General features: G+C 70.0%; 27 protein-coding genes and 1 tRNA gene. 18 read left to right on the top strand and 10 right to left on the bottom strand.

Going from position 1 to position 22,631, the window contains the following annotated elements; translation table 11 throughout:
- Nucleotides 1–4 precede the first annotated feature (4 nt).
- Complete coding sequence (locus FSY98_RS02390; RefSeq protein ID WP_144873630.1) at nt 5–775, bottom strand: DedA family protein; 771 nt, start codon at nt 773–775, stop codon at nt 5–7.
- A gap of 63 nt (nt 776–838) precedes the next feature.
- A tRNA-Leu gene (locus tag FSY98_RS02385) sits at nt 839–920 on the bottom strand.
- A 119-nt stretch (nt 921–1,039) separates the two neighbouring features.
- Between FSY98_RS02385 and FSY98_RS02380 the strand changes: the two genes are divergently transcribed.
- From FSY98_RS02380 to FSY98_RS02350, 7 genes are read left to right on the top strand one after another with little or no spacing between them, the layout of a single operon-like run.
- Nucleotides 1,040–2,227: a CpaF family protein gene (locus FSY98_RS02380; protein ID WP_260857225.1), complete on the top strand. Its 1,188-nt coding sequence runs from the start codon at nt 1,040–1,042 to the stop codon at nt 2,225–2,227.
- Entirely contained in the window at nt 2,224–3,084 is an 861-nt protein-coding gene (locus tag FSY98_RS02375; RefSeq protein WP_144873627.1) for a type II secretion system F family protein, read from the top strand. Before FSY98_RS02380 ends, FSY98_RS02375 begins: the two co-directional genes overlap by 4 nt.
- Nucleotides 3,081–4,019, top strand: coding sequence for a type II secretion system F family protein (locus FSY98_RS02370; RefSeq protein ID WP_144873624.1), 939 nt, complete (start codon nt 3,081–3,083; stop codon nt 4,017–4,019). Before FSY98_RS02375 ends, FSY98_RS02370 begins: the two co-directional genes overlap by 4 nt.
- A gap of 21 nt (nt 4,020–4,040) precedes the next feature.
- Entirely contained in the window at nt 4,041–4,238 is a 198-nt protein-coding gene (locus FSY98_RS02365; protein ID WP_144873621.1) for a hypothetical protein, read from the top strand.
- A 15-nt stretch (nt 4,239–4,253) separates the two neighbouring features.
- Nucleotides 4,254–4,646: a TadE/TadG family type IV pilus assembly protein gene (locus tag FSY98_RS02360; RefSeq protein ID WP_144873619.1), complete on the top strand. Its 393-nt coding sequence runs from the start codon at nt 4,254–4,256 to the stop codon at nt 4,644–4,646.
- Nucleotides 4,639–5,073 carry a TadE family protein gene (locus FSY98_RS02355; protein ID WP_144873616.1) on the top strand — a complete coding sequence of 145 codons (435 nt, stop codon included), beginning with the start codon at nt 4,639–4,641 and terminating at the stop codon, nt 5,071–5,073. Before FSY98_RS02360 ends, FSY98_RS02355 begins: the two co-directional genes overlap by 8 nt.
- Nucleotides 5,070–5,483, top strand: a complete 414-nt coding sequence (locus FSY98_RS02350) for a hypothetical protein (RefSeq protein WP_144873613.1) — start codon at nt 5,070–5,072, stop codon at nt 5,481–5,483. The genes FSY98_RS02355 and FSY98_RS02350 overlap by 4 nt, the downstream gene beginning before the upstream one ends.
- Nucleotides 5,484–5,498: 15 nt before the next feature.
- Here the strand turns inward: FSY98_RS02350 and FSY98_RS16605 are convergent, their stop codons facing one another.
- The 3 genes from FSY98_RS16605 to FSY98_RS02340 all read right to left on the bottom strand — a co-directional run bounded on the left by FSY98_RS16605 (nt 5,499) and on the right by FSY98_RS02340 (nt 7,564).
- Nucleotides 5,499–5,648 (bottom strand): hypothetical protein, encoded by a 150-nt coding sequence (locus tag FSY98_RS16605; RefSeq protein ID WP_186307523.1) that lies wholly within the window; start codon nt 5,646–5,648, stop codon nt 5,499–5,501.
- A 141-nt stretch (nt 5,649–5,789) separates the two neighbouring features.
- On the bottom strand, nt 5,790–6,338 hold the full coding sequence (locus FSY98_RS02345) for an NUDIX hydrolase (RefSeq protein ID WP_144873610.1): 549 nt from the start codon (nt 6,336–6,338) through the stop codon (nt 5,790–5,792).
- On the bottom strand, nt 6,335–7,564 hold the full coding sequence (locus tag FSY98_RS02340; protein WP_144876563.1) for an MFS transporter: 1,230 nt from the start codon (nt 7,562–7,564) through the stop codon (nt 6,335–6,337). The genes FSY98_RS02345 and FSY98_RS02340 overlap by 4 nt, the downstream gene beginning before the upstream one ends.
- Before the next feature lie 108 nt (nt 7,565–7,672).
- On the opposite strand from FSY98_RS02340, the gene prfB reads away from it, so the two are divergent.
- Nucleotides 7,673–8,782 (top strand): peptide chain release factor 2, encoded by a 1,110-nt coding sequence (gene prfB / locus FSY98_RS02335; RefSeq protein ID WP_144873607.1) that lies wholly within the window; start codon nt 7,673–7,675, stop codon nt 8,780–8,782.
- Nucleotides 8,783–8,854: 72 nt separating this feature from the next.
- Here the strand turns inward: prfB and FSY98_RS02330 are convergent, their stop codons facing one another.
- Complete coding sequence (locus tag FSY98_RS02330; RefSeq protein WP_144873605.1) at nt 8,855–10,288, bottom strand: DUF4352 domain-containing protein; 1,434 nt, start codon at nt 10,286–10,288, stop codon at nt 8,855–8,857.
- A gap of 155 nt (nt 10,289–10,443) precedes the next feature.
- Here FSY98_RS02330 and ftsE point away from each other — a divergent pair, with 155 nt between their 5' ends.
- The 3 genes from ftsE (at nt 10,444) to smpB (ending at nt 12,971) form a co-directional block, all read left to right on the top strand.
- Nucleotides 10,444–11,508, top strand: coding sequence for a cell division ATP-binding protein FtsE (gene ftsE, locus FSY98_RS02325; protein WP_144873602.1), 1,065 nt, complete (start codon nt 10,444–10,446; stop codon nt 11,506–11,508).
- A complete protein-coding gene (gene ftsX / locus FSY98_RS02320; RefSeq protein WP_144873599.1) occupies nt 11,505–12,419 on the top strand; it encodes a permease-like cell division protein FtsX in 915 nt (304 codons plus the stop codon). Before ftsE ends, ftsX begins: the two co-directional genes overlap by 4 nt.
- A 75-nt stretch (nt 12,420–12,494) precedes the next feature.
- Nucleotides 12,495–12,971, top strand: a complete 477-nt coding sequence (gene smpB, locus FSY98_RS02315) for an SsrA-binding protein SmpB (RefSeq protein ID WP_144873596.1) — start codon at nt 12,495–12,497, stop codon at nt 12,969–12,971.
- Here smpB and FSY98_RS02310 read toward each other — a convergent pair whose 3' ends face one another.
- From FSY98_RS02310 to FSY98_RS02300, 3 genes are all read right to left on the bottom strand, one after another.
- Nucleotides 12,972–14,837 carry a prolyl oligopeptidase family serine peptidase gene (locus FSY98_RS02310; RefSeq protein WP_144873593.1) on the bottom strand — a complete coding sequence of 622 codons (1,866 nt, stop codon included), beginning with the start codon at nt 14,835–14,837 and terminating at the stop codon, nt 12,972–12,974.
- 125 nt (nt 14,838–14,962) lie between these two features.
- On the bottom strand, nt 14,963–15,649 hold the full coding sequence (gene lexA / locus FSY98_RS02305) for a transcriptional repressor LexA (protein WP_144873590.1): 687 nt from the start codon (nt 15,647–15,649) through the stop codon (nt 14,963–14,965).
- Nucleotides 15,650–15,657: 8 nt separating this feature from the next.
- Nucleotides 15,658–15,954, bottom strand: a complete 297-nt coding sequence (locus FSY98_RS02300) for a hypothetical protein (RefSeq protein WP_144873587.1) — start codon at nt 15,952–15,954, stop codon at nt 15,658–15,660.
- Between FSY98_RS02300 and FSY98_RS02295 the strand changes: the two genes are divergently transcribed.
- From FSY98_RS02295 to hisH, 4 genes are all read left to right on the top strand, one after another.
- Nucleotides 15,941–16,303, top strand: coding sequence for a LysM peptidoglycan-binding domain-containing protein (locus FSY98_RS02295; RefSeq protein ID WP_144873584.1), 363 nt, complete (start codon nt 15,941–15,943; stop codon nt 16,301–16,303). The two genes, FSY98_RS02300 and FSY98_RS02295, sit on opposite strands and share 14 nt — an antisense overlap.
- 64 nt (nt 16,304–16,367) lie before the next feature.
- On the top strand, nt 16,368–17,462 hold the full coding sequence (locus tag FSY98_RS02290; RefSeq protein ID WP_186307522.1) for a histidinol-phosphate transaminase: 1,095 nt from the start codon (nt 16,368–16,370) through the stop codon (nt 17,460–17,462).
- On the top strand, nt 17,459–18,076 hold the full coding sequence (hisB, locus tag FSY98_RS02285; protein ID WP_144873578.1) for an imidazoleglycerol-phosphate dehydratase HisB: 618 nt from the start codon (nt 17,459–17,461) through the stop codon (nt 18,074–18,076). Before FSY98_RS02290 ends, hisB begins: the two co-directional genes overlap by 4 nt.
- On the top strand, nt 18,073–18,714 hold the full coding sequence (gene hisH, locus FSY98_RS02280; RefSeq protein WP_144873575.1) for an imidazole glycerol phosphate synthase subunit HisH: 642 nt from the start codon (nt 18,073–18,075) through the stop codon (nt 18,712–18,714). The genes hisB and hisH overlap by 4 nt, the downstream gene beginning before the upstream one ends.
- Here the strand turns inward: hisH and FSY98_RS16985 are convergent, their stop codons facing one another.
- Nucleotides 18,715–20,460, bottom strand: a complete 1,746-nt coding sequence (locus FSY98_RS16985; protein WP_144873572.1) for an AAA family ATPase — start codon at nt 20,458–20,460, stop codon at nt 18,715–18,717. It abuts the gene before it with no gap.
- Between the two features lie 155 nt (nt 20,461–20,615).
- Here FSY98_RS16985 and priA point away from each other — a divergent pair, with 155 nt between their 5' ends.
- The 3 genes from priA (at nt 20,616) to FSY98_RS02260 (ending at nt 22,611) form a co-directional block, all read left to right on the top strand.
- The gene (gene priA, locus FSY98_RS02270) at nt 20,616–21,362 is read left to right on the top strand and encodes a bifunctional 1-(5-phosphoribosyl)-5-((5-phosphoribosylamino)methylideneamino)imidazole-4-carboxamide isomerase/phosphoribosylanthranilate isomerase PriA (RefSeq protein ID WP_144873570.1); all 747 of its coding nucleotides are present in this window, start codon (nt 20,616–20,618) and stop codon (nt 21,360–21,362) included.
- Nucleotides 21,346–22,137, top strand: a complete 792-nt coding sequence (locus FSY98_RS02265) for an SseB family protein (protein WP_144873567.1) — start codon at nt 21,346–21,348, stop codon at nt 22,135–22,137. The genes priA and FSY98_RS02265 overlap by 17 nt, the downstream gene beginning before the upstream one ends.
- Nucleotides 22,138–22,203: 66 nt before the next feature.
- Complete coding sequence (locus tag FSY98_RS02260; protein ID WP_144873564.1) at nt 22,204–22,611, top strand: hypothetical protein; 408 nt, start codon at nt 22,204–22,206, stop codon at nt 22,609–22,611.
- Nucleotides 22,612–22,631 lie beyond the last annotated feature (20 nt).

Genomic DNA, 22,631 nt, shown 5'->3' with positions numbered 1-22,631 from the left:
TTCGTCAGTGCGTGCCGTCGCCGTCGAGGTCGGGAGCGCGGTCGAAGACCTCGGGCTCGAGCGCGAGCTCCTCAGCCTCGGACGCGTCGGTCGTCGCGTGTCCCGCGGCTGCCTCCTTCTTCGCCTTGTGCCGCTCGGAGAGGTAGTGCCACAGAGTGATGATCGCCGTACCGCCGACGGCCGCGAGCAGGATGAGGTCGATGTAGCTCTCGACGAACTCCGCCACGGGCGGGATGAATCCGATCAGGTAGCCGAACATGGTGAGGCCGAAGCCCCAGAGGATCGCGCCGATGAGGTTGTACAGCGTGTACTTGCGCCACGGCATGTGACCGACGCCCGCGGCGACAGGAGCGAAGGTGCGGACGATAGGCACGAAGCGGGCGAGGATGACGGTGATTCCGCCGAAGCGCTCGAAGAACGCGTTCGTGCGCTCGACGTTCTTCTTGCTGAAGAGGCCCGATTCCTTGCGTTCGAACACCGCGGGCCCGCCCTTGTGGCCGATCACATAGCCGACCTCACCGCCGACGAAGGCGGCGAGGCCGATGAGCAGAGCCACGAACCACACGTTGATGCCGAACACGCCGTGCTCGGAGCCCGCGAGCGGGTGTGAGAGCAGGCCGGAGATCACCAGCAGGGTGTCGCCCGGCAGCAGGAAGCCCACGAGCAGCCCGGTCTCGGCGAAGACGATGAAGCACACCACGAGCAGCGCCCACGGACCCGCCGTGCCGATGATGGTGGCGGGGTCGAGCCAGGGGATGAGAGCGGCGTGATGCATGGTGTTCCCGTCGTAGAGCTGTGTGCGGCGGTCGCGTCGGCCGCGGAGGACGCGACTGATCGGTGCGGAAGGTGGGACTTGAACCCACACGCCCGAAGGCACAGGAACCTAAATCCTGCGTGTCTGCCGATTTCACCACTCCCGCGCGGTGGGATAAGTCTACTGACCGGGGCATCCGGCGTTGCTGGGGATCTGCCCGCAGCCGTATGAGGACAGTGTGGATAAGTCCGGTCGAGGATTCCGCATCCTTGCGAGGATGCTCGGGTGCATCAGCCCTCCGTCGTCATCGCCGAACGCGTGCGCCTGAGATTGCGCAGTGAGGGCATCGAGCCGGCGCTCGACGCGGAGGCTGCCAGAGCGGTGGCGCAGGCCGAGGTGCGGCGCTTCAACGACGTCGCCCTCGCTCAGGGCGGCGTGCTGGTCGATGACGAAGCCGGGTGCCTCCGCGACGTGCTGGCCTCGCTGGGCGGATTCGGAGTGCTGCAACCGCTTCTCGACGATCCCGAGATCGAGGAGATCTGGTTCAACGGGCCGGAGAGCATCCACGTCGCGCGCGGGGGAGTGGCCGAGCGGACCACGCTGCGGCTTACGGCCGAGACCCTGCGCGACCTCATCGAGCGGATGCTGCACTCCACCGGCCGTCGGGTCGACATCAGTCAGCCCTTCGTCGACGCCTCGCTGCCCGACGGGTCGCGGTTGCACGTAGCGATCGCCGATGTCGTGCGCGGCGGCGCCGCAGTGAACATCCGCAAATTCCTCCCCCGCTACCGGTCGCTGGACGCCCTGGTCGAGCAGGGTGCGCTTCCTGCGCATCTCGCGGCGACGCTCGCCGCCGCCATGCGTGCGGGGCGGAGCGTCGTCGTCTCGGGAGCGACCCACGCGGGGAAGACCATGCTGCTCGGTGCCCTGCTGGCGAGCTGTGCCGACGGGCAGCGTGTCGTGACGGTGGAGGAGACGTTCGAACTCGCGCTCGCCGGGCCCGACGTCGTGGCGCTCCAGGGACGCCAGGCGAGCCTCGAGGGGGCTGGTGAGATCACGCTGCGCCGCCTCGTGAAGGAGGCTCTGCGCATGCGTCCTGACCGGCTCGTCGTCGGCGAGGTGCGCGACGCGGAAGCGCTCGACCTCGTGCTCGCCCTCAACACCGGTGTACCGGGCGCGGCGACCGTGCACGCGAACTCCGCATCCGAGGCGCTGGAGAAGCTCACCCTGCTGCCGTTGCTCGCGGGGCGGAACATCGATCGCAGTTTCGTCGCCCCCGCGCTCGCACGTGCGGTCGACCTCGTCGTGCACTGCGGGCGCGACCTGGACGGGGTGCGCCGGGTGCGCGAGGTCATCGAGCCGACGGGCGAGATCGTCGACGGGCGTCTGGTGTCGCGGATGCTGTACTCCTACGAAGGCGGCGCCGGGCAGGAACGCCGCGGAGACCTCCGACGCGTGAGGGCAGGGCTGTGACGCTGCTGCTCGGCGCTCTCCTCGCAGCAGGCGCCCTCCTCGTCGCCTCCCCCTGGTTGTGGCCTCGGGGCACAGGTGCCGTGAGCATGCGTGTCGAACGGCGCGGCGTGCTGGCGCGGATGCTGGGGGAGGCGGGATTCGCCGCTGCCCCTCGCACGCTCGTCGCGGTGGTAGCCGGCCTCGCCGCGGCGACGGCATCCGTCGTCTGGCTCGTGGTTCCGATCCCCGCCCTCGCGGTGCTGGCGGGCGCGGTCGCCGGTGCGGCGCCGGTGATGTTCCTGCGCGCTCGCAGGCTGCGCCTGCGCAAGCTGCGCAGACAGGTGTGGCCCGATGTCTGCGACCTGCTGATCGCATCCATCCGCGTCGGCCTGTCGCTGCCGGACGCTGTCGCCGCGCTCGCGGAATCCGCACCCGGGATGATGCGCCCGGCCTTCGTCGTCTTCGCTCGAGACCTCCGTGCCACGGGTCGATTCGAATCGAGCATCGACCGTCTGAAGACGTCGCTCGCGGATCCCGTCGCTGATCGCATCATCGAGACCCTGCGCATGGCGAGGCAGGTCGGCGGCACGGAGCTCGGAACCGTACTGAGGGCGCTGTCGGCCTCGGTACGCGCCGACGCCGCCCTGCGGGGAGAGGTGGAAGCGCGCCAATCCTGGATCAGGGGTGCCGCTGTGCTGGGCGCCGTCGCGCCATGGGTCATCCTCGGCCTGCTCGTGATGCGCCCAGAGGGTGCGTCCGCTTACGGGACCCCCGAAGGGGTCGTCGTGATCGCCGTGGGGGCAGCGGTCTCGGTGATCGCCTACCGGATCATGCTCCGGATCGGCCGTCTGCCCGAGCCCGAACGGTGGTTCGGATGAGTGCCCTCTCGGCTGTCGCCTTCTCGGTTCTCGGCGGGGGAGTGCTCGCGGCGGGACTGCTCCTTATTCTCTCTGTGCTGCCTCGGTGGTCTGCGGTGCCGCTGATGACGCGCATCGCCCCGTACGTCCGAGACGCGGTCGCCGACGAGACCGTGCCGCGGGCCGCGCTGCCGATCGTCCGACGGCTTCCCGCGACGCAGCGCACCGTGATCGCACGGGCGATCACGGTGTGCGAACGTGCGCTGGGTGGCAGTGACTCACTGGCACGACGACTCGCGCAGGCGGGGATCGACGTCTCGGCCACGATGTTCCGGGCCCGTCAACTCGGGTGGCTGGTCGCGGGCATCGGTGTCGGCGCCGTCGTCGTGGTGACCGTCGTGGTCGCGGGGCGGATGTCGCCGCCCGTCGCGCTTCTGCCGCTGGTGCTCGGAGCCGTGGCCGCCGTCGGCTACGACATGCGCCTCACGGCACGCGTCGCCTCCCGTCGGGCACGACTGGCGGACGAGCTGCCCACGACATTGGAGTTCATCGCGCTCTGCCTGTCGGCCGGAGAGACTCTGCTCGATTCGCTCAGGCGTGTGGCCGCGGTCGGCACCGGTGAATTGACCGGAGAGTTGCACCGCGTGGTGGTGGCGGTCGCCACGGGTTCTCCGCTCGGAGACGCCCTGCGTGAGCTCGCCTCTCGGTTGGAACTCGCCGGACTCAGCCGCGCGGTCGACCAGGTGATCGCCGCACTCGAACACGGTGCGCCGCTCGCGGCCGTCCTCCAGGCGCAGGCCGGAGATGCGCGCGACGACGCCAAGCGCGTTCTCATCGAGCAGGCGGGACGCAAGGAGATCCTCATGCTCCTGCCGCTCGTCTTCCTCATCCTGCCGTTGTCGGTGCTCTTCGCGATCTACCCCGGCCTCTTCATCCTGCGACTCGGCATCGGCTGATCGCGCCCCAGAAAGGACGACATGAACGACTTCCCACCCCTGAATGACCCGCCTGTTTCTCGCCTCCGCGAGCTCATCGCCGACGACACGGGCGACGTGCCCGGCTGGGTGCTCGTCACGCTGATGACCGCCGGTCTGGTCGTGTTGATCTGGGCGGTCGCGGGACCGGCGCTGAGCGAACTGTTCGAGCAGGCGATCGAGCGCGTGTCCGGCATCTGAATGCGTACGAGGCTCATGCACGCCCTCCGGCGCGACGATCGAGGCTCGAGCCCCGTCGAGTTCGTGCTGGTCGGGACGATGCTCACCGCTCTCACTCTCGCCGTTCTCCAGCTCGCGCTCGCCGTGTATGTGCGCAACGTGGTCCACGACGCCGCGGTGGAGGGAGCCCAGCACGCGGCGCTCGCCGACGTCGACCCCGCCGCAGGCGCCGAACGCGCGCGCCGGGTGATCACGCAGGCGGTCGGTTCGGCGTACGCCGACGACGTCACGGCCGCGCAGTCGGAGAGCGGTGGGCGAACCGTCGTGGTCGTGCGTATCCGCACGGCGCTGCCGGTGATCGGGCTGATCGGCATACCGTCCGCGATGCAGATCGTCGCCGAGGCGCCGGCGGAGTCGTTCGATGAGTGACGACCGCGGGTCCGCGGCGCTGGAGTTCATCACGGTCGGGGTCATCCTGCTCGTACCGCTCGTGTACCTCATCGTCGCACTCGGCAGCATCCAAGAGCACACGCTGGGAGCAGAGGCCGCAGCCCGTCATCTCGCCCGAGCGATCGCGCTCGTGCCGGACGCCGCATCAGCCGCCGACTACGGCGATCGACTCGTCGCGAGCATCGCAGATCAGTACGGCATCGCGCCGGGCACGCTGGAGGTGTCGGTGGCCTGCGCCCCACGAACCCCCGAGTGCCCCGCACCCGGTGCCCTCGTCACGGTGACCGTCGCGACCCACGTCCCCCTCCCTCTGGTGCCGTCGGTCCTCGGTCTCGACACCGCAGCGTCCATCCCGGTCGAGGGGACCGCGGTGCAGAAGATGTCCCGCCTGTGGGGAACGCCATGAGAGTGCGTGGCGACGACTCCGGCAGCGTCCTGCTGCTCACCCTCGGCTACGCACTTCTCGCTCTCACCCTGATCATCGTCGCCGCCATGGCGACCGACCTGTACATCGCTCAGAAGCGTCTCGACGCGCTGGCTGATGCGGCCGCGCTCGCCGGAGCCGACGGGTTCATCCTGGAGGTCGAGGGCGACGTGGTGCGCGCCAGGCTCACCGACGGGGGAGTGCGCGAGCAGGTCACAGCGGTGCTCGACGGGATGCCGGGGCGCGCCGCCCTCGTCGCCGCGACCGCTCCGGACGGGCTCTCGGCGCGCGTCACGATCACCGCGGACTGGCACCCGCCGCTCGCATCGCTCTTCGTCCCGGAGGCTGTGCGACTCGAGGCGACCGCGACCAGCCGCACCGCACTGCGGTGAGGAAGCTCTCGGCGGTCAGGGGAACAGGTGCCCGAGCACGTACCAGTCCCCGGAGTCGAAGGCTGCCGCGATGAACGGGACGATGGCGGGATCGATGTCGGGGGCGAGCTGCGTCCAGAGCGCGCGGGCGGCCGGCAGGTCGCGGTTGCGGACGAACGTGCCCATCTCGTAGATAGCGGTGTCGGGACGGCGGCGGCGACGAGCCCTCCCACGACGAGCGCGGAGATGCCGAGGGCGATCTTCACGCGGAGATCCATGCGGAGGACTCCATCGAGGCACTGGGGTCCGCGCCAGAGCCGCCCTCTGTCAGCGGGGGATGCGGTCGAGCACGCCGGCCACGCGTCGGTGGAACTGCGGCGGCACCTCGTCGGGGAGCGCGTCGATCGGCCACCACCGCACGTCCTCCGACTCCTCGCTCACCTGCAGCGCACCCTCGTCGGCGACGACGATCGCGACACCGACGTCGAGGTGCGAGGCGCACCGCCCGAACGCGGCGGAAAGCTCGTGGTGGTCCAGGTCGTAGACGTACTCCTCGGGCCGTGGGGCGAGGAGCCCCGTCTCCTCGGCGAGCTCGCGGAGAGCGGCATCGGCCACAGATCCGTCGCCGGGTTCGAGGTGACCGCCCGGCTGCACCCAGAAGCGGCCCTTGCGGTGGAACACCAACAGGATGCGGGTGAGCGCCGGATCGAAGACGAACGCCGACGCCGTCGCGTGGCGGGGTCCGTCGTCGCGCTGCACAGGACCGTCATCATCGGAGAAGAAGGAGGTGAAGTCCGCCTGCGCATCCCGATCCTCGGACGAGGTGATCGGGAAATCCGCGACCAGGCGGCGGACGTCGGCACCGAGGGCGCTCATGCCTCGCCCTTAACCCGCGGCACGAAGCGGGGGATCCACCGGATGAAGCCGACCGCACCGATCAGGCCGACCACGCCCATCGCCGCGGCGGCGACGGGGAGCGAGGCGATCGCGGTGATGGCGGACACGAGAAGAGGGGCGGTCGCGCCGCCGGCATCCGTCAGCGTCCGCCACGATCCGAGGAACGCCGCCGGCTCGCGCTTGGGGGCCACGTCGGCCCCGAGGGTCAGCAGGATGCCGCTGGAGAGCCCGTTGCCCACGCCGAGGACGGCGGCGAACATGCCGAACCACAGCACCGCGGCGTCGAGGTCGTGCGTGAGCGACAGCGCGAGGAAGCCGGCGCCCATGAGCAGCATCGCGGGCATGGCTGCCCAGAGACGACCGAACCGATCCATCACCTGTCCGCTCGCGTAGAAGAGAGCGAAGTCGATGGCCCCGGACACACCGACCACGAGGGCGATGGTCGAGGCGTCGAGCCCGAGCGAGAGGCCCCACAGCGGCAGCACAACCTGGCGGGCCGATCGGACGGCCGACAGCGACGACGCGGCGAGTCCGAGTCGGCCGAGAACGGTGCGCTGCTGCCACATCGTGCGGAAGATGCCGGTGCGCTCGACGGTGGGGATCGAACCGCTCACCACTTCGCCGGAGTCCGACACCAGGGGAGCGGTGCGCACAGGGGTGGTCGGGGGGATCGTCTTCTCGGGGTCGGGCCCGAACAGCACGAGCACCACCATCACGACGAGGCAGGCGAGGAAGAACCAGATCGCCGCGATCTCGGATCCGAACAGCTGCAACAGCCCGGCGGCCACGAACGGGCCGATGAAGACGCCAAGGCGGAAGCTTCCGCCGAGCAGCGACAGCGCCCGCGCGCGGAAGGCGATCGGCACACGCGTCGTCATGAACGCGTGCCGGGCCAGTCCGAACGCCGCCGCGCAGAAGCCGAGGAGGAAGACGGATGCCGCGAGCACGGCCGGCGACGGGGCGAACATCATCGCCACTCCGGCGCCGACGGCGACCGTGCCCGCGATGACCATGGTGAGCCGCTCGCCGATGCGGGCCACAGCCCACCCCGCCGGGAGGTTGCCGCACAGCTGCCCGACGACGAGACCGGAGGCGACGAGCGCGGCGAACGCGACGTCGGCGCCCATCGATGCGGCGATCACCGGGATGAGCGGGATGACCGCGCCCTCGCCCAGTGCGAACAGCACGGTCGGGAGGTACACCATGGGCCCGAATCGCCTCAAGACCGTGGATGCACCGCTCACTCACTCGACGCTACTCCTGTGAGCGGAGCGTCCCCGCGCGAGCAGGCGGCACGTTAGGCTGGATGCGCCATGCTCGAACTCGATCTCTCCGCCGACATCCAGGCCCTCCGCGTCACCTACGGTGACATCCGTGAGGTCGTCGATGTCGATACGCTCCGCTCCGACATCGCCAAGCTCAGTGAAGAGGCCGGCGCCCCCGATCTCTGGGACGACACCGAGCGTGCACAGAAGGTGACGAGTGCGCTCAGCCATCGGCAGTCCGCGCTCGCTCGCGTCGAGGGCATCGGTCGCCGTCTCGACGACCTCGAGGTTCTCGTCGATCTCGCGAACGAGATGGGCGACGAGGACTCCGCCATCGAGGCCCGCAACGAGCTCGCGGCGCTGACCGAGATCATCAACCAGCTCGAGGTGCAGACGCTCCTCGACGGCGAATACGACGAGCGGTCGGCGATCATCACCATCCGTTCCGGCGCCGGCGGCGACGACGCCACCGACTTCGCCGAGATGCTCATGCGTATGTACCTGCGCTACGCCGAGCAGCACAAGTTCCCGGTCAAGGTCATGGACACCTCGTACGCCGAGGGCGCGGGTATCAAGTCGGCGACCTTCGAGATCGATGCTCCGTACGCCTTCGGAACGCTGTCGGTCGAGGCGGGCACGCATCGTCTCGCACGCATCAGCCCCTTCGGCTCCGCCGACAAGCGTCAGACGTCGTTCGCGGCCGTCGAGGTCATCCCGCTCATGGAGGAGGCCACAGAGGTCGACATCCCCGAGGGCGACATCCGCGTCGATGTGTTCCGCTCGTCGGGCCCAGGCGGGCAGTCGGTCAACACGACCGACTCCGCCGTCCGCCTCACGCACCTCCCGACCGGCATCGTCGTCTCGATGCAGAACGAGAAGTCGCAGATCCAGAACCGCGCCGCCGCCATGCGCGTGCTGCAGACCCGCCTCCTCCTGCTGCAGAAGGAAGAGGAAGCGGCGAAGAAGAAGGAGCTCGCGGGCAACATCACCGCGAGCTGGGGCGACCAGATGCGCTCGTACTTCCTCTACGGACAGCAGCTGGTGAAGGATCTCCGGACCGGCCACGAGTCGGGCAACCCCGCCGCCGTGTTCGACGGCGACCTCGACGGATTCATCTCGGCCGGCATCCGTTGGCGCAAGCGCAAAGACGAGGACTGAGCGCTCCGACTGCCTGGCAGCAGAAGAGGGCCGGAACCCCGCGGGGTTCCGGCCCTCTTTCGTTCTCGGTGCTCAGCCGGCGGTCGGGGTGACCGTGATGCGCGCCACCTCTTCCAGCATCTCGTCGGTGACGATGACCGTGTAGGAATCGCTCTGCGAGACGTCGAAGGTCACCTTGCCGCTGACGGAGTCGCCGGCTTCGAGGTCTTCGCTGCCGATCTGCTCGTCGGCGAAGAAGTCGTAAGTGCCTTCCGTGCCGTCGGCCGCCTCGATCAGGAAGTAGATCGGGTTGACGTAGCTCGTGCCCTCGAGCCCGGTGACAGTCACGTCCAGAATGACGAAGCCGCCGTTCGTGGCAGGGATGGTCGAACCGTCGGAGTCGCTCCAGGTCGCGGAGGTGATGGTGACCTCGCTGGTGCCCGAGTACTGCTCCACAGTGACGGGCTCGCCGAGGGTGCCCTCGACGACCTCGGTCGGTCCGGTGGACGTGCCATCGTCTTCGCTGCCATCGCTGCTGGAATCGCTCGACGGCGGCGCAGACGGGAGGTCGCGCACCACGCCCGCGACGGCGGAGATCGCGAAGAAGAAGGCCATCACGACCGCGATCACGGTGCCGACGACCGAGAGGATGAGGCCCGCGATGCCCGGCCACTTCCGGCCCTTGAGGAAGATCGAGATCAAGGACACGATGAAGCCGGCGGCGAGCAGCACCCAGCCCAGGACGAAGGTGAACGGGATGCACGACAGGATCGTTCCGAGCGCGGCGGCGCCGAGACCGATCAGGCCGACGACGGAGAGCCGTGCCGGGGCGGTGGGGGCGGCCGGGTAGGCGGCCGGGTATCCGCCGGGGGCCCCGTATACGGGCGCAGCGGAGGGGTAGCCGCCCTGGTAGGCCGGTGCGGAGCCCGGGTATGACGGCGCTGCACCGTAGCCCGGGGCCTGGGGCGGCTGGGGTGCCTGGGCGGAGCCCGGGTAAGAGGCCGCGGCACCCGGGTACGCGGGCGCGGAGCCCGGGTACCCGGGCGCGGTGTTCGTGTAGGGCGATGTTCCGTTGTCGGTGGGCACGGCGGTGTCTCCGGGCGCGGTGAACGGAGTGGTCGTCGGGGTGCGGGATTCCGGGTTCTCCCCGACGGAAGTGCTGTCGGATGCCGTGTCCGGGGCGGACGCGGGCTCGCCGGACGAGGAATCGACGGTCGAGGGCGCGGGCGCGCCGGTCGACGGCTGCTCCCACGATCCGCTCTCGACCGCGGAGATGGACTCGACGGCGGCAGCGGTCTCGGCTGCGGCGGCCGACTCCGGCACGCGCGACTCCGCGGCGGCGGACTCAGCATCCGTCTCGGCGGCGGAAGACTCGTCACTCGGCGCCGCCGCGGCTGGCTCCGCGGTCTCCTGCGCGGGGGACTCCCCACCGTCCGCAGCGGGGGCGAAGTGCTCCGTCCACTGCGTTCCGTCCCACCAGCGTTGACGTCCGGATCCGTCGTCGTACCAGCCTGCGGGCGTCGTCATGGGTCCCCCTCGAATCGTCGTCCGCGCGATCCGCGCGGAACGTCAGCGCCGCTGTATACCGGCACATCATGTATAGCAGTGCGCTCCGACGCGGAGGTGGCGACAGGGGTGTCGCTCGCGGGCAGAGGAATTCACGCGCCTAGGCTCGTATCGCCATGATTCGGTTCGAGAATGTCACGAAGCGCTACCGCGGGACCGCCAGACCCGCCCTGTCCGGCGTCGACTTCGAGGTACAGCGCGGGGAGTTCGTGTTCCTCGTCGGTGCCTCCGGGTCGGGGAAGTCGTCGTGTCTGCGACTGATCCTGCGGGAGGACGTGCCGACCGCGGGGCGCGTCGCCGTTCTCGGGCGCGACCTGCGCTCGCTCGCCAACCGCAAGGTGCCCTACTTCCGTCGACACATCGGATCGGTGTTCCAGGACTTCCGACTGCTGCCATCGAAGACCGTGTACCAGAACGTCGCGTTCACCCTCCAGGTGACCGGTTCGTCGCGAGGCTTCATCCAGCAGGCGGTGCCCGAGGCTCTCGCGCTCGTCGGGCTCGACGGCAAGCAGAAGCGCATGCCGCATGAGCTGTCAGGCGGCGAGCAGCAGCGCGTCGCCATCGCGAGGGCGCTGGTCAACCGGCCCCAGGTGCTGCTCGCGGACGAGCCAACCGGAAACCTGGATCCCGGGACGTCCGTCGACATCATGCAGCTGCTCGCACGCATCAACGCCGGTGGCACCACCGTTCTGATGGCCACTCACGAGGCCGCGTTCGTCGACCAGATGCAGCGCCGGGTGATCGAACTCCGCGACGGTGAGATGGTGCGTGACGAGGTGCACGGCGGCTACGGCGACACCTCGCAGATCCCGCGTCTCGGCCCCGAAGAGGTGCGAGGAGCCGCTGCCGCGGCAGCCCTCACCGCGGTGCAGGAAGTGCAGCGTCAGACCGCCGACCTGTCCGTCGTGCGGGCGGCGCTCGCCGAGGAGCTCAGTGCGCAGCGCAAGGCATCGGCTGCCGCGCCGGACGCCGTGCCCTCGGCATCCGAGACTCCCGAGGCGCAGGCAGTCCCCGCCGAACCGGCGGTCGATGCGACCCCGGTGGTGGCGGACGCGTCGGCGCCGATCGCGCCGCGCACGCATCCCATCGTGATCCCGCAGGTCGACGTCGCCGAGCTGGGGGTCGCCGATCGCCTCGGCTTGTCGGACGACGGTGACGAGAAGGTGGGCCCGACGTCATGAGAATCGGACTCATCCTCACCGAGGCGCTCGTCGGTCTCCGTCGCAACATCTCCATGGTCATCTCGGTCGTGCTGGTGACGTTCGTGTCGCTGACCTTCGTGGGGGCGGCGATCCTCATGCAGTCGCAGATCGGCACCATGCGGGGCTACTGGTCGGAGCGCGCGCAGGTCGCGGTCTACATGTGCTCGTCGATCTCGGAATCCCAGACCTGCGTCGACGGCGGAGCGACGGAGGACCAGGTCGCCGCGGTGCGCGCCCAGCTCGAGGGCGAGGCACTGTCTCCGCTCATCGGCGAGATCTCCTTCGACAGCAAGGAGGACACGTACGCGAAGCTCGTCGCGCAGCTGGGCGAGGAGCAGGCCAGCGTCATCACCCCCGACCAGGCGTTCGAGGTCTTCTTCGTCACGATGAAGGACCCGGGGCAGTCGCAGGTGATCGCAGAGGCGTTCAACGGAGTCGCGGGGGTGGAGCAGGTCACGGACCAGCTCCAGTACCTCGAGCCCCTCTTCTCCGCCCTGACGGTCGCGACGTACATCGCCGTCGGCATCGCGGTGCTGATGCTCGTCGCTGCGATCCTGCTCATCGGGACCACGATCCGTCTCTCGGCGTACGCCAGGCGCAAGGAGATCGGGATCATGCGTCTGGTCGGCGCCTCCAATCGCTTCATCCAGACGCCGTTCGTGCTCGAGGGGGTGTTCGCGGCCTTCCTCGGCTCCGTCCTCGCGAGCGCCGCGGTCCTCGCCGGCGTGCACTTCGGTGTCAACGGCTACCTCCGGGGGCGAGTGCCGTTCATCACCACGTGGATCACCATGCAGGACGCCGCGGTCGTCGTACCGGTGCTGATCATCATCGGGGTCGTGCTCGCGGCTCTCTCCGCCGGCTTCGCGATCCGTCGGTGGCTTCGCACCTGACCCCGCCCGGTATAGACTGACAGGCTGCTCGGTGACGGATCGCGTCATCGAGAGCGTCACGCACAGGAGAGAGACATGCCCAGGGAACGCGGGGAGAAGGTCATCGCGACCAATCGTCGCGCACGTCACGACTACAACATCGAGAAGTCGTACGAGGCGGGGATGGTGCTGACCGGCACCGAGGTCAAGTCACTGCGTCAGGGGCGCGCCAATCTCAGCGACGGGTACGCCTTCGTGAAGGGCAACGAGGTGTTCCTCGACGCCGTGCACATCCCCGAGTACTCGCAGGGTCATTGGACCAACCACTCCGCCAAGCGCATCCGCAAGCTGCTGCTGCACCGCGAGGAGATCCTGAAGCTCGCGCACGCCGTCTCGGCCGGCGGGTACACCCTCATCCCGCTGAAGCTGTACTTCTCCGACGGCCGTGCCAAGGTCGAGATCGCCCTCGCGAAGGGCAAGCGGGAGTACGACAAGCGGCAGACGCTGCGCGAGCGGCAGGACACGCGCGAAGCAGAGCGTGCCATGCGCACGCGCAACCGTATGGGCGACTGATCACCCGGCGGGCGTGAACCCGAACACGCGTGCCAGGAACGCGAGTTCCCGGTCCAGTGCGTCGACGATCGTCTCGGCCGCGCGGAAGCCGTGTCCCTCCGACGGGTAGAGGACGTACTCGTGATCGATCCCGCGCGCGGCCAGCGCATCGCGGATCGCCTCCGACTGCGCGGGGGGCACCACGCGGTCCTCCCCGCCCTGCATCAGCAGCACGGGAACGTCGATGCGGTCGGCGTGGGTGAGCGGGGAGCGTTCGAAGTACAGATCCTTCGCCTCGGGCAGCGGCCCGACGAGTCCTTCGATGTAATGCGCCTCGAAGTCGTGCGAGTGCTCGACGAGCATGCGCAGGTCTGCGACGCCGTAGCGGCTGATGCCCGCCGCGAACGTACCACCGCGCACCAGTGCCGACAGCACCGTCCATCCACCGGCGGAGCCGCCCTTGATCGCGATGCGCGCCGGGTCCGCGACCCCGGCGCCGACGAGGCCCTGCGCTGCAGCGATCACGTCGTCGACGTCGACGACGCCCCATCCGCTGTCGAGACGCTCGCGGTAGGCGCGCCCGTATCCGCTCGACCCGCCGTAGTTCACATCGAGCACACCTATCCCGCGGCTCGTCCAGAAGGCGATGGCGGATGAGGTGGCACCCGTGACATGGGCGGTCGGGCCACCGTGCACGAGGACGATGTAAGGAGGGAGCTCGTCGTCGGGCGTCGCGACTTCCGGGTTGGCTGGCGGGTAGGCGAAAGCGTGCACCGGTCCGTGAGCGCCGTCGACGACGAGAGCGGATGCCGTCGGCATCCACGCCGGGTCGGCGGGCGCGCCGCCCGCGATGACCTCGGTCGCGCCGGAATCCACGTCGACGAGCCACAGTCCGGGGGCCGACGTCGAGCTGCTGCCGGACAGGAGGACGCGCGACCCCGAGACGTCGTCGACGCTGACGTGTCCATCGGCCGGAGACACGATCGGACGGGCGCTGCCGTCGGGTGCGAGCACGACGACCGCGTCGCGACCGTTCGTACGCACGGCGACGATGCGCCCGTCGGCGAGCGGCTGGAACCAGCGGTTGCCGAGCACCCAGAGGCCGTACCCGGTGTCGGCGTCGACCTCGGCCGTGGTCAGAGGTTCCGGCGTACCGGGTCGCCCGTCGGCATCGACGCGCAATCGGTGGAGCGCCCAGCGACCCGAGGGGTCGTCGGCGAACACGAGCTCCCCGTCGCTCGTCCACTCCGGCTGCAGCGCGGCCCGCGTCTCGACGACGGTCTTCTGCCGGCCGCCCGAGAGCGTGAGGCGCGCGGACTGCCACGGCATCCGCGATGCGTCCCATTCGACCCAGGCCACGGCCCCTCCGTCCGGCGACAGGGCGGGGTGCGCGAAGAACCCTTCGCCCTCGACGACGACGCGGACGGCACCGCTGTCGTCGGCCGCCGAGCCGTCGGTCGGTATCTCGACGATCGCGCGTCGGTGCGGCTCGACCGTCAGGTCCTCCCGCACGGCGAGCAATCGTCCCCGTTGCAGGCGGAGTCCGCCGTGCGCCGGGCCGGGGGCGGTGAGCGCGACCGGTTCGCCGCCTCGTGGCTTCCTCCGCACGCGCTGGTCCTTCGCGTCGACGAAGTACAGCGTGCCGTCGCCGTCGGCCGTCCAGGCGCCGCCTCCGTATTCGTGCACGCGCGATCGCGCGCTCCACGGCGCCGGGAGAAGATGCTCGCCGGAGGAGCTCCTGACAGTGACGCGGCCGCCCTCTTCGGGCACCGACTCGCCCCACCAGACGTCGGCGCCGACGAACTGTGCTCCGTCGATACGCGGCGAGGATGCGGCGATGGCGGCAGCGGTGAACGGAGACGGCCAGGAGCCGTGCGGTGCGGGCATGCCTCGAGCCTAGGCCGCGGCGGTCGTGCGGGCGACGGCCGTCCGAGCGGTCGACGCCCGGACCAGGGCGAGTGAACGACGAGAGCCCCCTCCCGTGCGGGAGGGGGCTCTCGAAGCGGATGCCGTCAGACCGCCCGCAGGACCGCGACGACCTTGCCGAGCACGACCGCCTCGTCGCCGAGGATGGGCTCGAAGGCCGAGTTGCGCGGCAGCAGCCAGGTGTGGCCGTCGCGGCGACGCAGCACCTTCACGGTCGCCTCGCCGTCGAGCATCGCGGCGACGATCTCGCCGTTCTCGGCGCTGTTCTGTGAGCGGACGACGACCCAGTCGCCGTCGCAGATGGCCGCGTCGATCATCGACTCGCCCGACACGTTGAGCATGAACAGGTCGCCCTTGCCCACGAGCTGGCGGGGGAGGGGGAAGATCTCCTCGACCTGCTGGTCGGCGGTGATCGGCACGCCGGCGGCGATGCGGCCGACGAGCGGGACCAGGGCGGCATCGCCTACCGGGGTGGTGACATCGGCCGGGTTCTCGGCGCTGCTGCCCGGCAGGTCGATCAACACCTCCATGGCGCGGGTCTTGCCGGGGTCACGCCGAAGATAGCCGCTCAGCTCGAGCTGACCGAGCTGATGGGTGACGCTGGAGAGCGACTTGAGTCCCACCGCGTCTCCGATCTCGCGCATGCTCGGCGGGTAGCCGTACTGGCTGATCGAGGTCTGGATCACCTCGAGGATCGCCATCTGCTTGGGGCTGAGGCTCTTCCTCCGACGAGTGCGCGGCGCCTCGGATTCGGGGGCGGAGATCTCGCTCATTGTGCTCCTCAGGTGTGCGACGACGCGGGCGGAATTCGAATGTCGGTGGTCCGTGATGAGGTGACCGTATCGAAACCGTATCCGAGAATCGCGCCGATCTGGAAGATCTGTTCGAGCGTGTCGGCAGATTCGCGGCCCGGGTTTCGAAGAACTCTTGACAGATGTTCGAATTCGAAGATACCTTCGGAACGTAGCTTCGCATTCTTGACTCCCGGCCGAGTCTCGGATGCGAACGCTACGCCAACTTCACCGCCGACGCAGATGCAGAGCGGTAGAGCAGAGGAGCACACGATGAGCACGATCACCTTCAGCAGCGCAGCGGTCCTTCCGGCAGGTCCGGCGACACGGCTCCGTCTGACGGCGCGCGGTCGCCGCTTCGTTCTCGCTCTCGCCGCAGTCCCGCTCGCGGGAGGCATCGCCGTCGCGGCGCTGAGCGGTGGCACCGCGATCGCGTCGAATGAGACCGTCGCGACCGCCTCGTTCGTCACGGTCACAGTGATGCCCGGCGACACCCTGTGGTCGATCGCCGAGTCCGTTGCGCCGGGTGCTGACCCGCGCGAGGTCATCGGCGACATCACCCGGTTGAACATGCTGCAGGGCGGGGCGCTGCAGATCGGCCAGGAGATCGCGATTCCCGCGCAGTACTCGGAGTGAAGGCACCGGCGGCCCGGCGTCTTCGACGTCACCGGGCAGCTACCCCCGCGCGACGCGGCCTACCATGGGAAGGGTGACCGCATCACTCGCCGACCTCCCGCTCCGTGACGATCTCCGAGGCCTGACCCCGTATGGGGCACCCCAGGCGCCACTTCCCATCGCGCTGAACGTCAACGAGAACACCCATCCCGTGCCGGATGCGGTGGCGAGCGACATCCTCGACGACATCGCGGTCGCGCTGCGCGACGTCAACCGCTACCCCGATCGCGAATTCACTGCGCTGCGAGAGGGTTTCGCCGGCTATCTCGGTCACGGTCTGGAAGCCGAGCAGATCTGGGCCGGAAACGGTTCCAACGAGGTGCTGCAGCACATCCTGCAGGCGTTCGGCGGCCCCGGGCGCACGGCGTTCAGCTTCGCTCCCACGTACTCGATGTACCCGCTCATCGCGCAGGGCACCGGGGCGACCTGGGTCGCGGGAACGCGGCAACCCGACTATTCGCTCACCCCCGACGACGCGGCGGCCCAGGTCGAACGGGCCGATCCGGACGTCGTGCTGCTCTGCGCGCCCAACAACCCCACCGGCACCCCGCTCTCTCTCGACGTGATCGACGCCGTATACGAGGCCAGTCGTGGGGTCGTGGTCGTCGACGAGGCCTACCAGGAGTTCGCCCCCCGCGACGCGGCTTCCGCTCTCACGTTGCTCGACGGTCGTCCGCGCCTTGCGGTGTCCCGCACGATGAGCAAGGCCTTCGCCTTCGCGGGAGCCCGCGTCGGATATCTCGCGGCCGACCCCGCTTTCATCGATGCGCTCCGCCTGGTCCGGCTGCCGTATCACCTGAGCGCGCTGACGCAGGCCGCCGCCATCGCGGCCCTTCGCAACGCCGAGGTGATGCTGGGCATGGTCGAGGAGATCGTCGACCAGCGCGACCGCATCTCGGCGACGCTGGAGGCTCTCGGCTACACACCGCACGAGTCATGGTCGAACTTCGTGCTGTTCGGGGGTGTCTCTGATCCCCGGGCCGTGTGGCAGCAGCTCTACGACCGCGGAGTGCTCATCCGAGACGTCGGGATACCCGGACACCTGCGGGTCACTGCCGGCACCGAGGCGGAGTCCACCGCGTTCCTCGACGCCCTGGCCTCGATAGGATCGGCTTCATGAGCAGCACCGCCCAGACCCCGCGCACGTCCTCGCGTACTCGCACCACGTCGGAGTCCACCGTCGAGCTCGAACTGAACCTCGACGGCACCGGTGCGAGCAGCATCGACACGTCGGTGCCGTTCTTCGATCACATGCTGACGGCGTTCGCGAAGCACTCGCTGACCGACCTCACCGTGCGCGCATCGGGCGACACCGCCATCGACGCCCACCACACCGTCGAAGACATCTCGATCGTGCTCGGCCAGGCCATCCGTGAGGCGCTCGGCGACAAGTCCGGCATCTCGCGCTACGGCGACGCCCTCGTGCCCCTCGACGAGGCGCTCGCGCAGGCGGTCGTCGACATCTCCGGGCGGCCCTACCTCGTGCACACGGGCGAGCCCGCCGGTTTCGAGCACCACCTGATCGGCGGTCACTTCACGGGGTCGCTCGTGCGGCACACGTTCGAGGCCATCACGTTCAACGCCGGGCTCACCGTGCACGTCCGCGTGCTGGGCGGGCGTGACCCGCACCACATCGCCGAAGCCGAGTACAAGGCCTTCGCCCGTGCCTTCCGTCAGGCCAAGGCGCTCGACCCGCTGGTCGACGGCATCCCGTCGACCAAGGGGGCGCTGTGACCGGCGCGCCCCGCGTCGCGGTCTTCGACTACGAGTCCGGCAACGTCCACTCAGCGGTCAAGGCGCTGGTCGCGGCGGGGGCGGATGCCGTGCTCACGCGCGACCGCACTGAAGCGCTCGAGGCCGATGGCCTCCTCGTGCCGGGCGTCGGCGCCTTCCAAGCCGTCCGCGACGCGCTCTACGCGCACGGGGGAGACGAGGTCATCGATCGGCGGCTCGCTGGCGGGCGGCCGGTGCTCGGAATCTGCGTCGGCATGCAGGTGCTGTTCGCACACGGCGTCGAGCGCGGGCATGACGCCGATGGACTCGGCGAATGGCCGGGCGCCGTCACCGAGCTCAACGCCCCCGTGTTGCCGCACATGGGCTGGAACACCGTCGAGCCGGGCGGCGACAGCGTCCTCTTCCGTGGCATCGAACAGGAGCGCTTCTACTTCGTGCACTCCTACGCGGCGCAGTCGTGGGAGCTCGACGTGATCCCGCCGTTCCCGCAGCCGGTGCTCACCTGGTCGACGTACGGAGCTCCGTTCCTGGCCGCGGTCGAGAACGGCCCGCTGTCTGCGACGCAGTTCCACCCCGAGAAGTCGGGCGAAGCCGGCATCCAGCTGCTCCGCAACTGGGTGGGCAGCCTGCGCGACTGATCAGAACCCGCGGGCGACCGCCGCGGCGGCCGACAGCCACGCGCGCTGCGTGGGTGCGGCGAGAGCGCGTAGGCGCAGGTGCCCGTCGACCATCTCGCGGTCGAACGGGATCTGCACCACGTCTCGGGCGAGCGGCTGGTACCCGGCCACGACCTCCGCGACGTCGGCGGCCGACGCCTTCGGGTCGGCCTGGCTGACCACCACCACCGATTCCCGCGCGAGGCGTGCCGACCTCTCGTCGCGATCCTCGAGGGCTTCGAGCAGCAGAGCGCCGGCCTCGGCGTGGTCGTCGCGCGTGGTGGTGGCGACGACGATCTGGTCGGCGAGCTCGATCATGCGCAGCCACATCGGGTCGGACTCGTCGTTGCCCGAATCGATGATGATCAGGCGGTAGAACTTCGCGGCGACGGCGTGGATCGCGTCGACGTCGCTCGGGCTCAGGCGGTTCTCGTGCGCGAGTCGGATCGGCTTCGAGCGGAGGACGTCGTACTTCTCCTGCGGCTGGTGATGCACGAAGTGCGCGAGGTCGGCCGACTGGCCCTGCGCACCGAGAAGCCTCTGCGTCTGCGGAAGCAGTTCGAGCAGCGTCCTGTCGTGCGCACCCGTCTCGGTGCGCCAGCCGAGAGTGCCCCGGGTCTGATTGTTGTCCCACGCCAGCACGCCGGCGCCGCCGTACTGGGCGAAGACCGCCGACAGCAGCACCGTCGCGGGCGTCTTGCCTGCGCCGCCCTTGCCGTTCACGACGGCGACGGTGCGAGGACCCGGCCAGTGTCGGCTCACGGAGTGCTCGTCTTCGCGCACCGCTCGCTCCTGCGCGTTCGGGGCGAGTGAGAAGCCGAGGCGGTTGAGCACGCCGCGACCGCCGTGCCGTGCCGGTTCCTCGCGAGGGTCCTGTTGCAGGAACGACCGTCGCTCGATGCCCTGCTCGCGCTGCAGCCGGCGGGAAGAGGCGAGCGGATCAAGGCCCGGTGAGGCCGGGCCGGAGTCGGTGGGCGCCGGGGTCGGCCCTGCCGCAGTCGGCTTATGGCTTGTGGCGCCGGTGGGCTGCGCGGCCGGGTAAGCGGCTTTCGGACCCGCGGCTGGGGACCCGGGTGTCGACGGTGCGGGCGGACCGACCGGTGCCGGCGGGATCACGGGCGCGGCCGGCGCCGGTCGCGTCGGGACCGGCGACGTCGCCGGCACGGCCGACGGGGCCGGCACGGCACTCGGGGTCGGCGGAGCCGTCGGTGCGGGCGGCAGCGTCGGTACCGCGGAGACGATCGCGGGGGCGGTCGACGCGGGCGACGGCGACGGCGACGAAGACGGGGCGGGTCCTGACGCGGGTGAGGGGGCCGGTCCTGGCGCGGGTGAGGGGGTCGGTCCGGGTGCGGCCGGCGTCGCCGGGGCTGGGGCAGGGCCCGGGGCCGGCGCCGAGGCGTCCGGTGGCGTGGGAGCGCCGGTGGAGGCCGCCGGGTCGACGCGAGGGGACGCGGGGATCTCCGGGCGGGCAGGTGCGACGGGGGTGGCCGCAGCGGCTGCCGCCGCGGCCTCGGCACGGGTGGCCGGTGCAGCGGCGGTCGACGGCTCGGTGCCTGGCTGGTCGTCTGTCGGCGCCTGCGGACGGATCGCGCTGGCGGGCATCGTCGGCCAGTCGTCGTCGTCCTGCGGTGTGAGCGGAACGCGCTCGACGATCTCGGGTGCCGGCGGCGGGGGAGTGTTGCCCCGTCGCAGGGGGCCTCCGCCGTATGCTTCCCCGTCGCGCGCCATGAACCATCTCCTCATCGACCGAATGGACGTGATATCGAGGCTACCGCGTGCGGCCCGTCGATCACCGTCATCCTCATTTGGACCGGACTCGTGCGGAGGCTAATGTCGTTTCTCGTGCCGGTGATCAGGCGCATCCCATCTCACCTGAGGACGTCATGAACGACTTCGCGCAGTCCCCCTCTCTCACCCTGCTCCCCGCCGTCGATGTCGCCGGCGGCAAGGCCGTCCGGCTGACGCAGGGCGAGGCCGGCACCGAGACCAGCTACGGCGACCCGCTCGACGCGGCCGGTGAGTGGGTCGCGCAGGGTGCGAAGTGGATCCACCTCGTCGACCTCGACGCGGCGTTCGGACGCGGCAGCAATGCGCCCATCCTGCGCAAGGTCATCAAGCAGTACCGGGGCGTGAACGTCGAGCTCTCCGGCGGCATCCGCGACGATGCCACGCTCGAGGCGGCGCTCGAGAGCGGCGCGACGCGCATCAACCTCGGTACCGCGGCGCTGGAGAATCCCGAATGGGCGGCCGATGTCATCGGCCGTTACGGCGAAGCGATCGCCGTCGGACTCGACGTGCGCGGCACCACCCTGGCTGCACGAGGATGGACGAAGGAGGGCGGCGACCTCTGGGAGGTGCTCGAGCGCCTCGAGGACGCCGGCTGCAGTCGCTACGTCGTCACCGACGTCACCAAGGACGGCACCCTCAAGGGCCCGAACCTCGAACTCCTGCGTGAGGTCACCTCGCGCACGCCGAAGCCCGTCGTCGCATCGGGCGGCATCTCGAACCTCGACGACATCATCGCCCTCCGCGATCTCGTGCCGCTCGGCGTCGAGGGTGCGATCGTCGGAAAGGCCCTCTACGCCGGCGCGTTCACGCTGGCCGAGGCACTGGATGTCGCAGGGGACTGACGACCCGGGGTACGCCGGGCATCACCACGGCGACTCCGCCGGGGTGCCGTGGGAGGGTCGCGGTTTCCAGGAGAACCCGCACGCGGGCGACGACGGATCCGCTGATCCTGCGCTGCTCTCCGCCCTGCTTCGATTCCGCTCGGGTGAGGGTTCGCAGACCGAGGTGGTCGATGCGTTCCGCGCCGCGCGCGTGCTGATCCCCCTCATCGCCGAGAAGGGCGAAGAGGGGGTCGCTCCCAGTGGTCTCGCCGTCGACAAGACGCAGGAGCTGTCGATCGTCACGGTCGCGGCCCCTGACGGTCGTCGCGTGCAGCCCGTGTTCTCGTCCGTGCAGACCATGCAGCAGTGGGATGCCGCGGCGCGCCCGATACCCGTCGATGCCGTGCGCGTGGCGCTGTCGGCATCCGCCGAGGACACCGATCTCATCGTGCTCGATCCGACCGCGGAGACCGAGTTCGTGATCCGACGACCGGCGGTGTGGGCGGTCGCGCAGGGCCATGCCTGGGAGCCGAGCTTCCTGTCGCCCGAGGTCTTCGGCGCGCTGCAGGAGAGCGTCGCGCACGAACTCGCCGTGATCGATGTGTCGGTCGCTGCCGGTGATCCCGATGCGCGGCTGCGGGGCCCGGAGCTGGTCGTCGTGCTGGAGCTCGTCGACGGGCTGGAGCGCGAGGTGCTGGATGCGGTGCTCGGCCGTCTCGCGCAGCGATGGGCCGCCGATGACCGCATCGCCGTGCTCGCGGACTCCCTCACGGTCAAGCTCCGTCGCTCCGCCTGATATCCGTCCGGTCACGAAAGCACCCGGAGGCGGTTGCCGCGGGCGGTCCCCTCGTAGGGTGGCGACATGCACAGAGCAGCCGCCGTCGCGCTCACCGGATCGGCGCTCGCCCTCATGCTGTCCGGCTGCGCGTTCACCTTCCCACCAGGAGCGTGCTCGGCGGTCGGCTGGAACAACGGCGTGACGGTCGACGCCGCCGCCCACGGGCGCGATGTGTTCGTGCAGGTGTGCTCCGATGCGGGGTGCTCACCCGAGCCTGGAGTGGAGCCCACCCCGGAGACCGACGCCTCGATCCCCGTCCGGGGCGACGGCGGGGTGTTCTTCTTCGGCTTCGATGCGCCGGACGAGATCACCGTGCGGGTGTACGACGGCGACGTCCTGCTCGCCGAGACCAGGGAGAGCATCGAGTGGACCCACTCGACGGATGAGTGCGGCGGCCCGTCGACAGCGCCGGACGTCGTGCTGGAGGCCTGAGGCGTTTCGTCTCGCTCCGC

Source organism: Microbacterium sp. 1.5R (genome assembly GCF_007667425.1).
GTDB lineage: Bacteria > Actinomycetota > Actinomycetes > Actinomycetales > Microbacteriaceae > Microbacterium.
Note: the sequence above shows the minus strand (reverse complement) of the source record. Positions and strands in the feature narration are given on the sequence as shown.

Coding starts and splice junctions, on each gene's coding strand:
- FSY98_RS02390 (WP_144873630.1), bottom strand. CDS start 775: ATGCATCACGCCGCTCTCATCCCCTGGCTCGACCCCGCCACCATCATC.
- FSY98_RS02370 (WP_144873624.1), top strand. CDS start 3,081: ATGAGTGCCCTCTCGGCTGTCGCCTTCTCGGTTCTCGGCGGGGGAGTG.
- FSY98_RS02365 (WP_144873621.1), top strand. CDS start 4,041: ATGAACGACTTCCCACCCCTGAATGACCCGCCTGTTTCTCGCCTCCGC.
- FSY98_RS02360 (WP_144873619.1), top strand. CDS start 4,254: ATGCACGCCCTCCGGCGCGACGATCGAGGCTCGAGCCCCGTCGAGTTC.
- FSY98_RS02355 (WP_144873616.1), top strand. CDS start 4,639: ATGAGTGACGACCGCGGGTCCGCGGCGCTGGAGTTCATCACGGTCGGG.
- FSY98_RS02350 (WP_144873613.1), top strand. CDS start 5,070: ATGAGAGTGCGTGGCGACGACTCCGGCAGCGTCCTGCTGCTCACCCTC.
- FSY98_RS16605 (WP_186307523.1), bottom strand. CDS start 5,648: ATGGGCACGTTCGTCCGCAACCGCGACCTGCCGGCCGCCCGCGCGCTC.
- FSY98_RS02345 (WP_144873610.1), bottom strand. CDS start 6,338: ATGAGCGCCCTCGGTGCCGACGTCCGCCGCCTGGTCGCGGATTTCCCG.
- FSY98_RS02340 (WP_144876563.1), bottom strand. CDS start 7,564: ATGGTGTACCTCCCGACCGTGCTGTTCGCACTGGGCGAGGGCGCGGTC.
- prfB (WP_144873607.1), top strand. CDS start 7,673: ATGCTCGAACTCGATCTCTCCGCCGACATCCAGGCCCTCCGCGTCACC.
- FSY98_RS02330 (WP_144873605.1), bottom strand. CDS start 10,288: ATGACGACGCCCGCAGGCTGGTACGACGACGGATCCGGACGTCAACGC.
- ftsE (WP_144873602.1), top strand. CDS start 10,444: ATGATTCGGTTCGAGAATGTCACGAAGCGCTACCGCGGGACCGCCAGA.
- ftsX (WP_144873599.1), top strand. CDS start 11,505: ATGAGAATCGGACTCATCCTCACCGAGGCGCTCGTCGGTCTCCGTCGC.
- smpB (WP_144873596.1), top strand. CDS start 12,495: ATGCCCAGGGAACGCGGGGAGAAGGTCATCGCGACCAATCGTCGCGCA.
- FSY98_RS02310 (WP_144873593.1), bottom strand. CDS start 14,837: ATGCCCGCACCGCACGGCTCCTGGCCGTCTCCGTTCACCGCTGCCGCC.
- lexA (WP_144873590.1), bottom strand. CDS start 15,649: ATGAGCGAGATCTCCGCCCCCGAATCCGAGGCGCCGCGCACTCGTCGG.
- FSY98_RS02295 (WP_144873584.1), top strand. CDS start 15,941: ATGAGCACGATCACCTTCAGCAGCGCAGCGGTCCTTCCGGCAGGTCCG.
- FSY98_RS02290 (WP_186307522.1), top strand. CDS start 16,368: ATGGGAAGGGTGACCGCATCACTCGCCGACCTCCCGCTCCGTGACGAT.
- hisB (WP_144873578.1), top strand. CDS start 17,459: ATGAGCAGCACCGCCCAGACCCCGCGCACGTCCTCGCGTACTCGCACC.
- FSY98_RS16985 (WP_144873572.1), bottom strand. CDS start 20,460: ATGGCGCGCGACGGGGAAGCATACGGCGGAGGCCCCCTGCGACGGGGC.
- priA (WP_144873570.1), top strand. CDS start 20,616: ATGAACGACTTCGCGCAGTCCCCCTCTCTCACCCTGCTCCCCGCCGTC.
- FSY98_RS02265 (WP_144873567.1), top strand. CDS start 21,346: ATGTCGCAGGGGACTGACGACCCGGGGTACGCCGGGCATCACCACGGC.
- FSY98_RS02260 (WP_144873564.1), top strand. CDS start 22,204: ATGCACAGAGCAGCCGCCGTCGCGCTCACCGGATCGGCGCTCGCCCTC.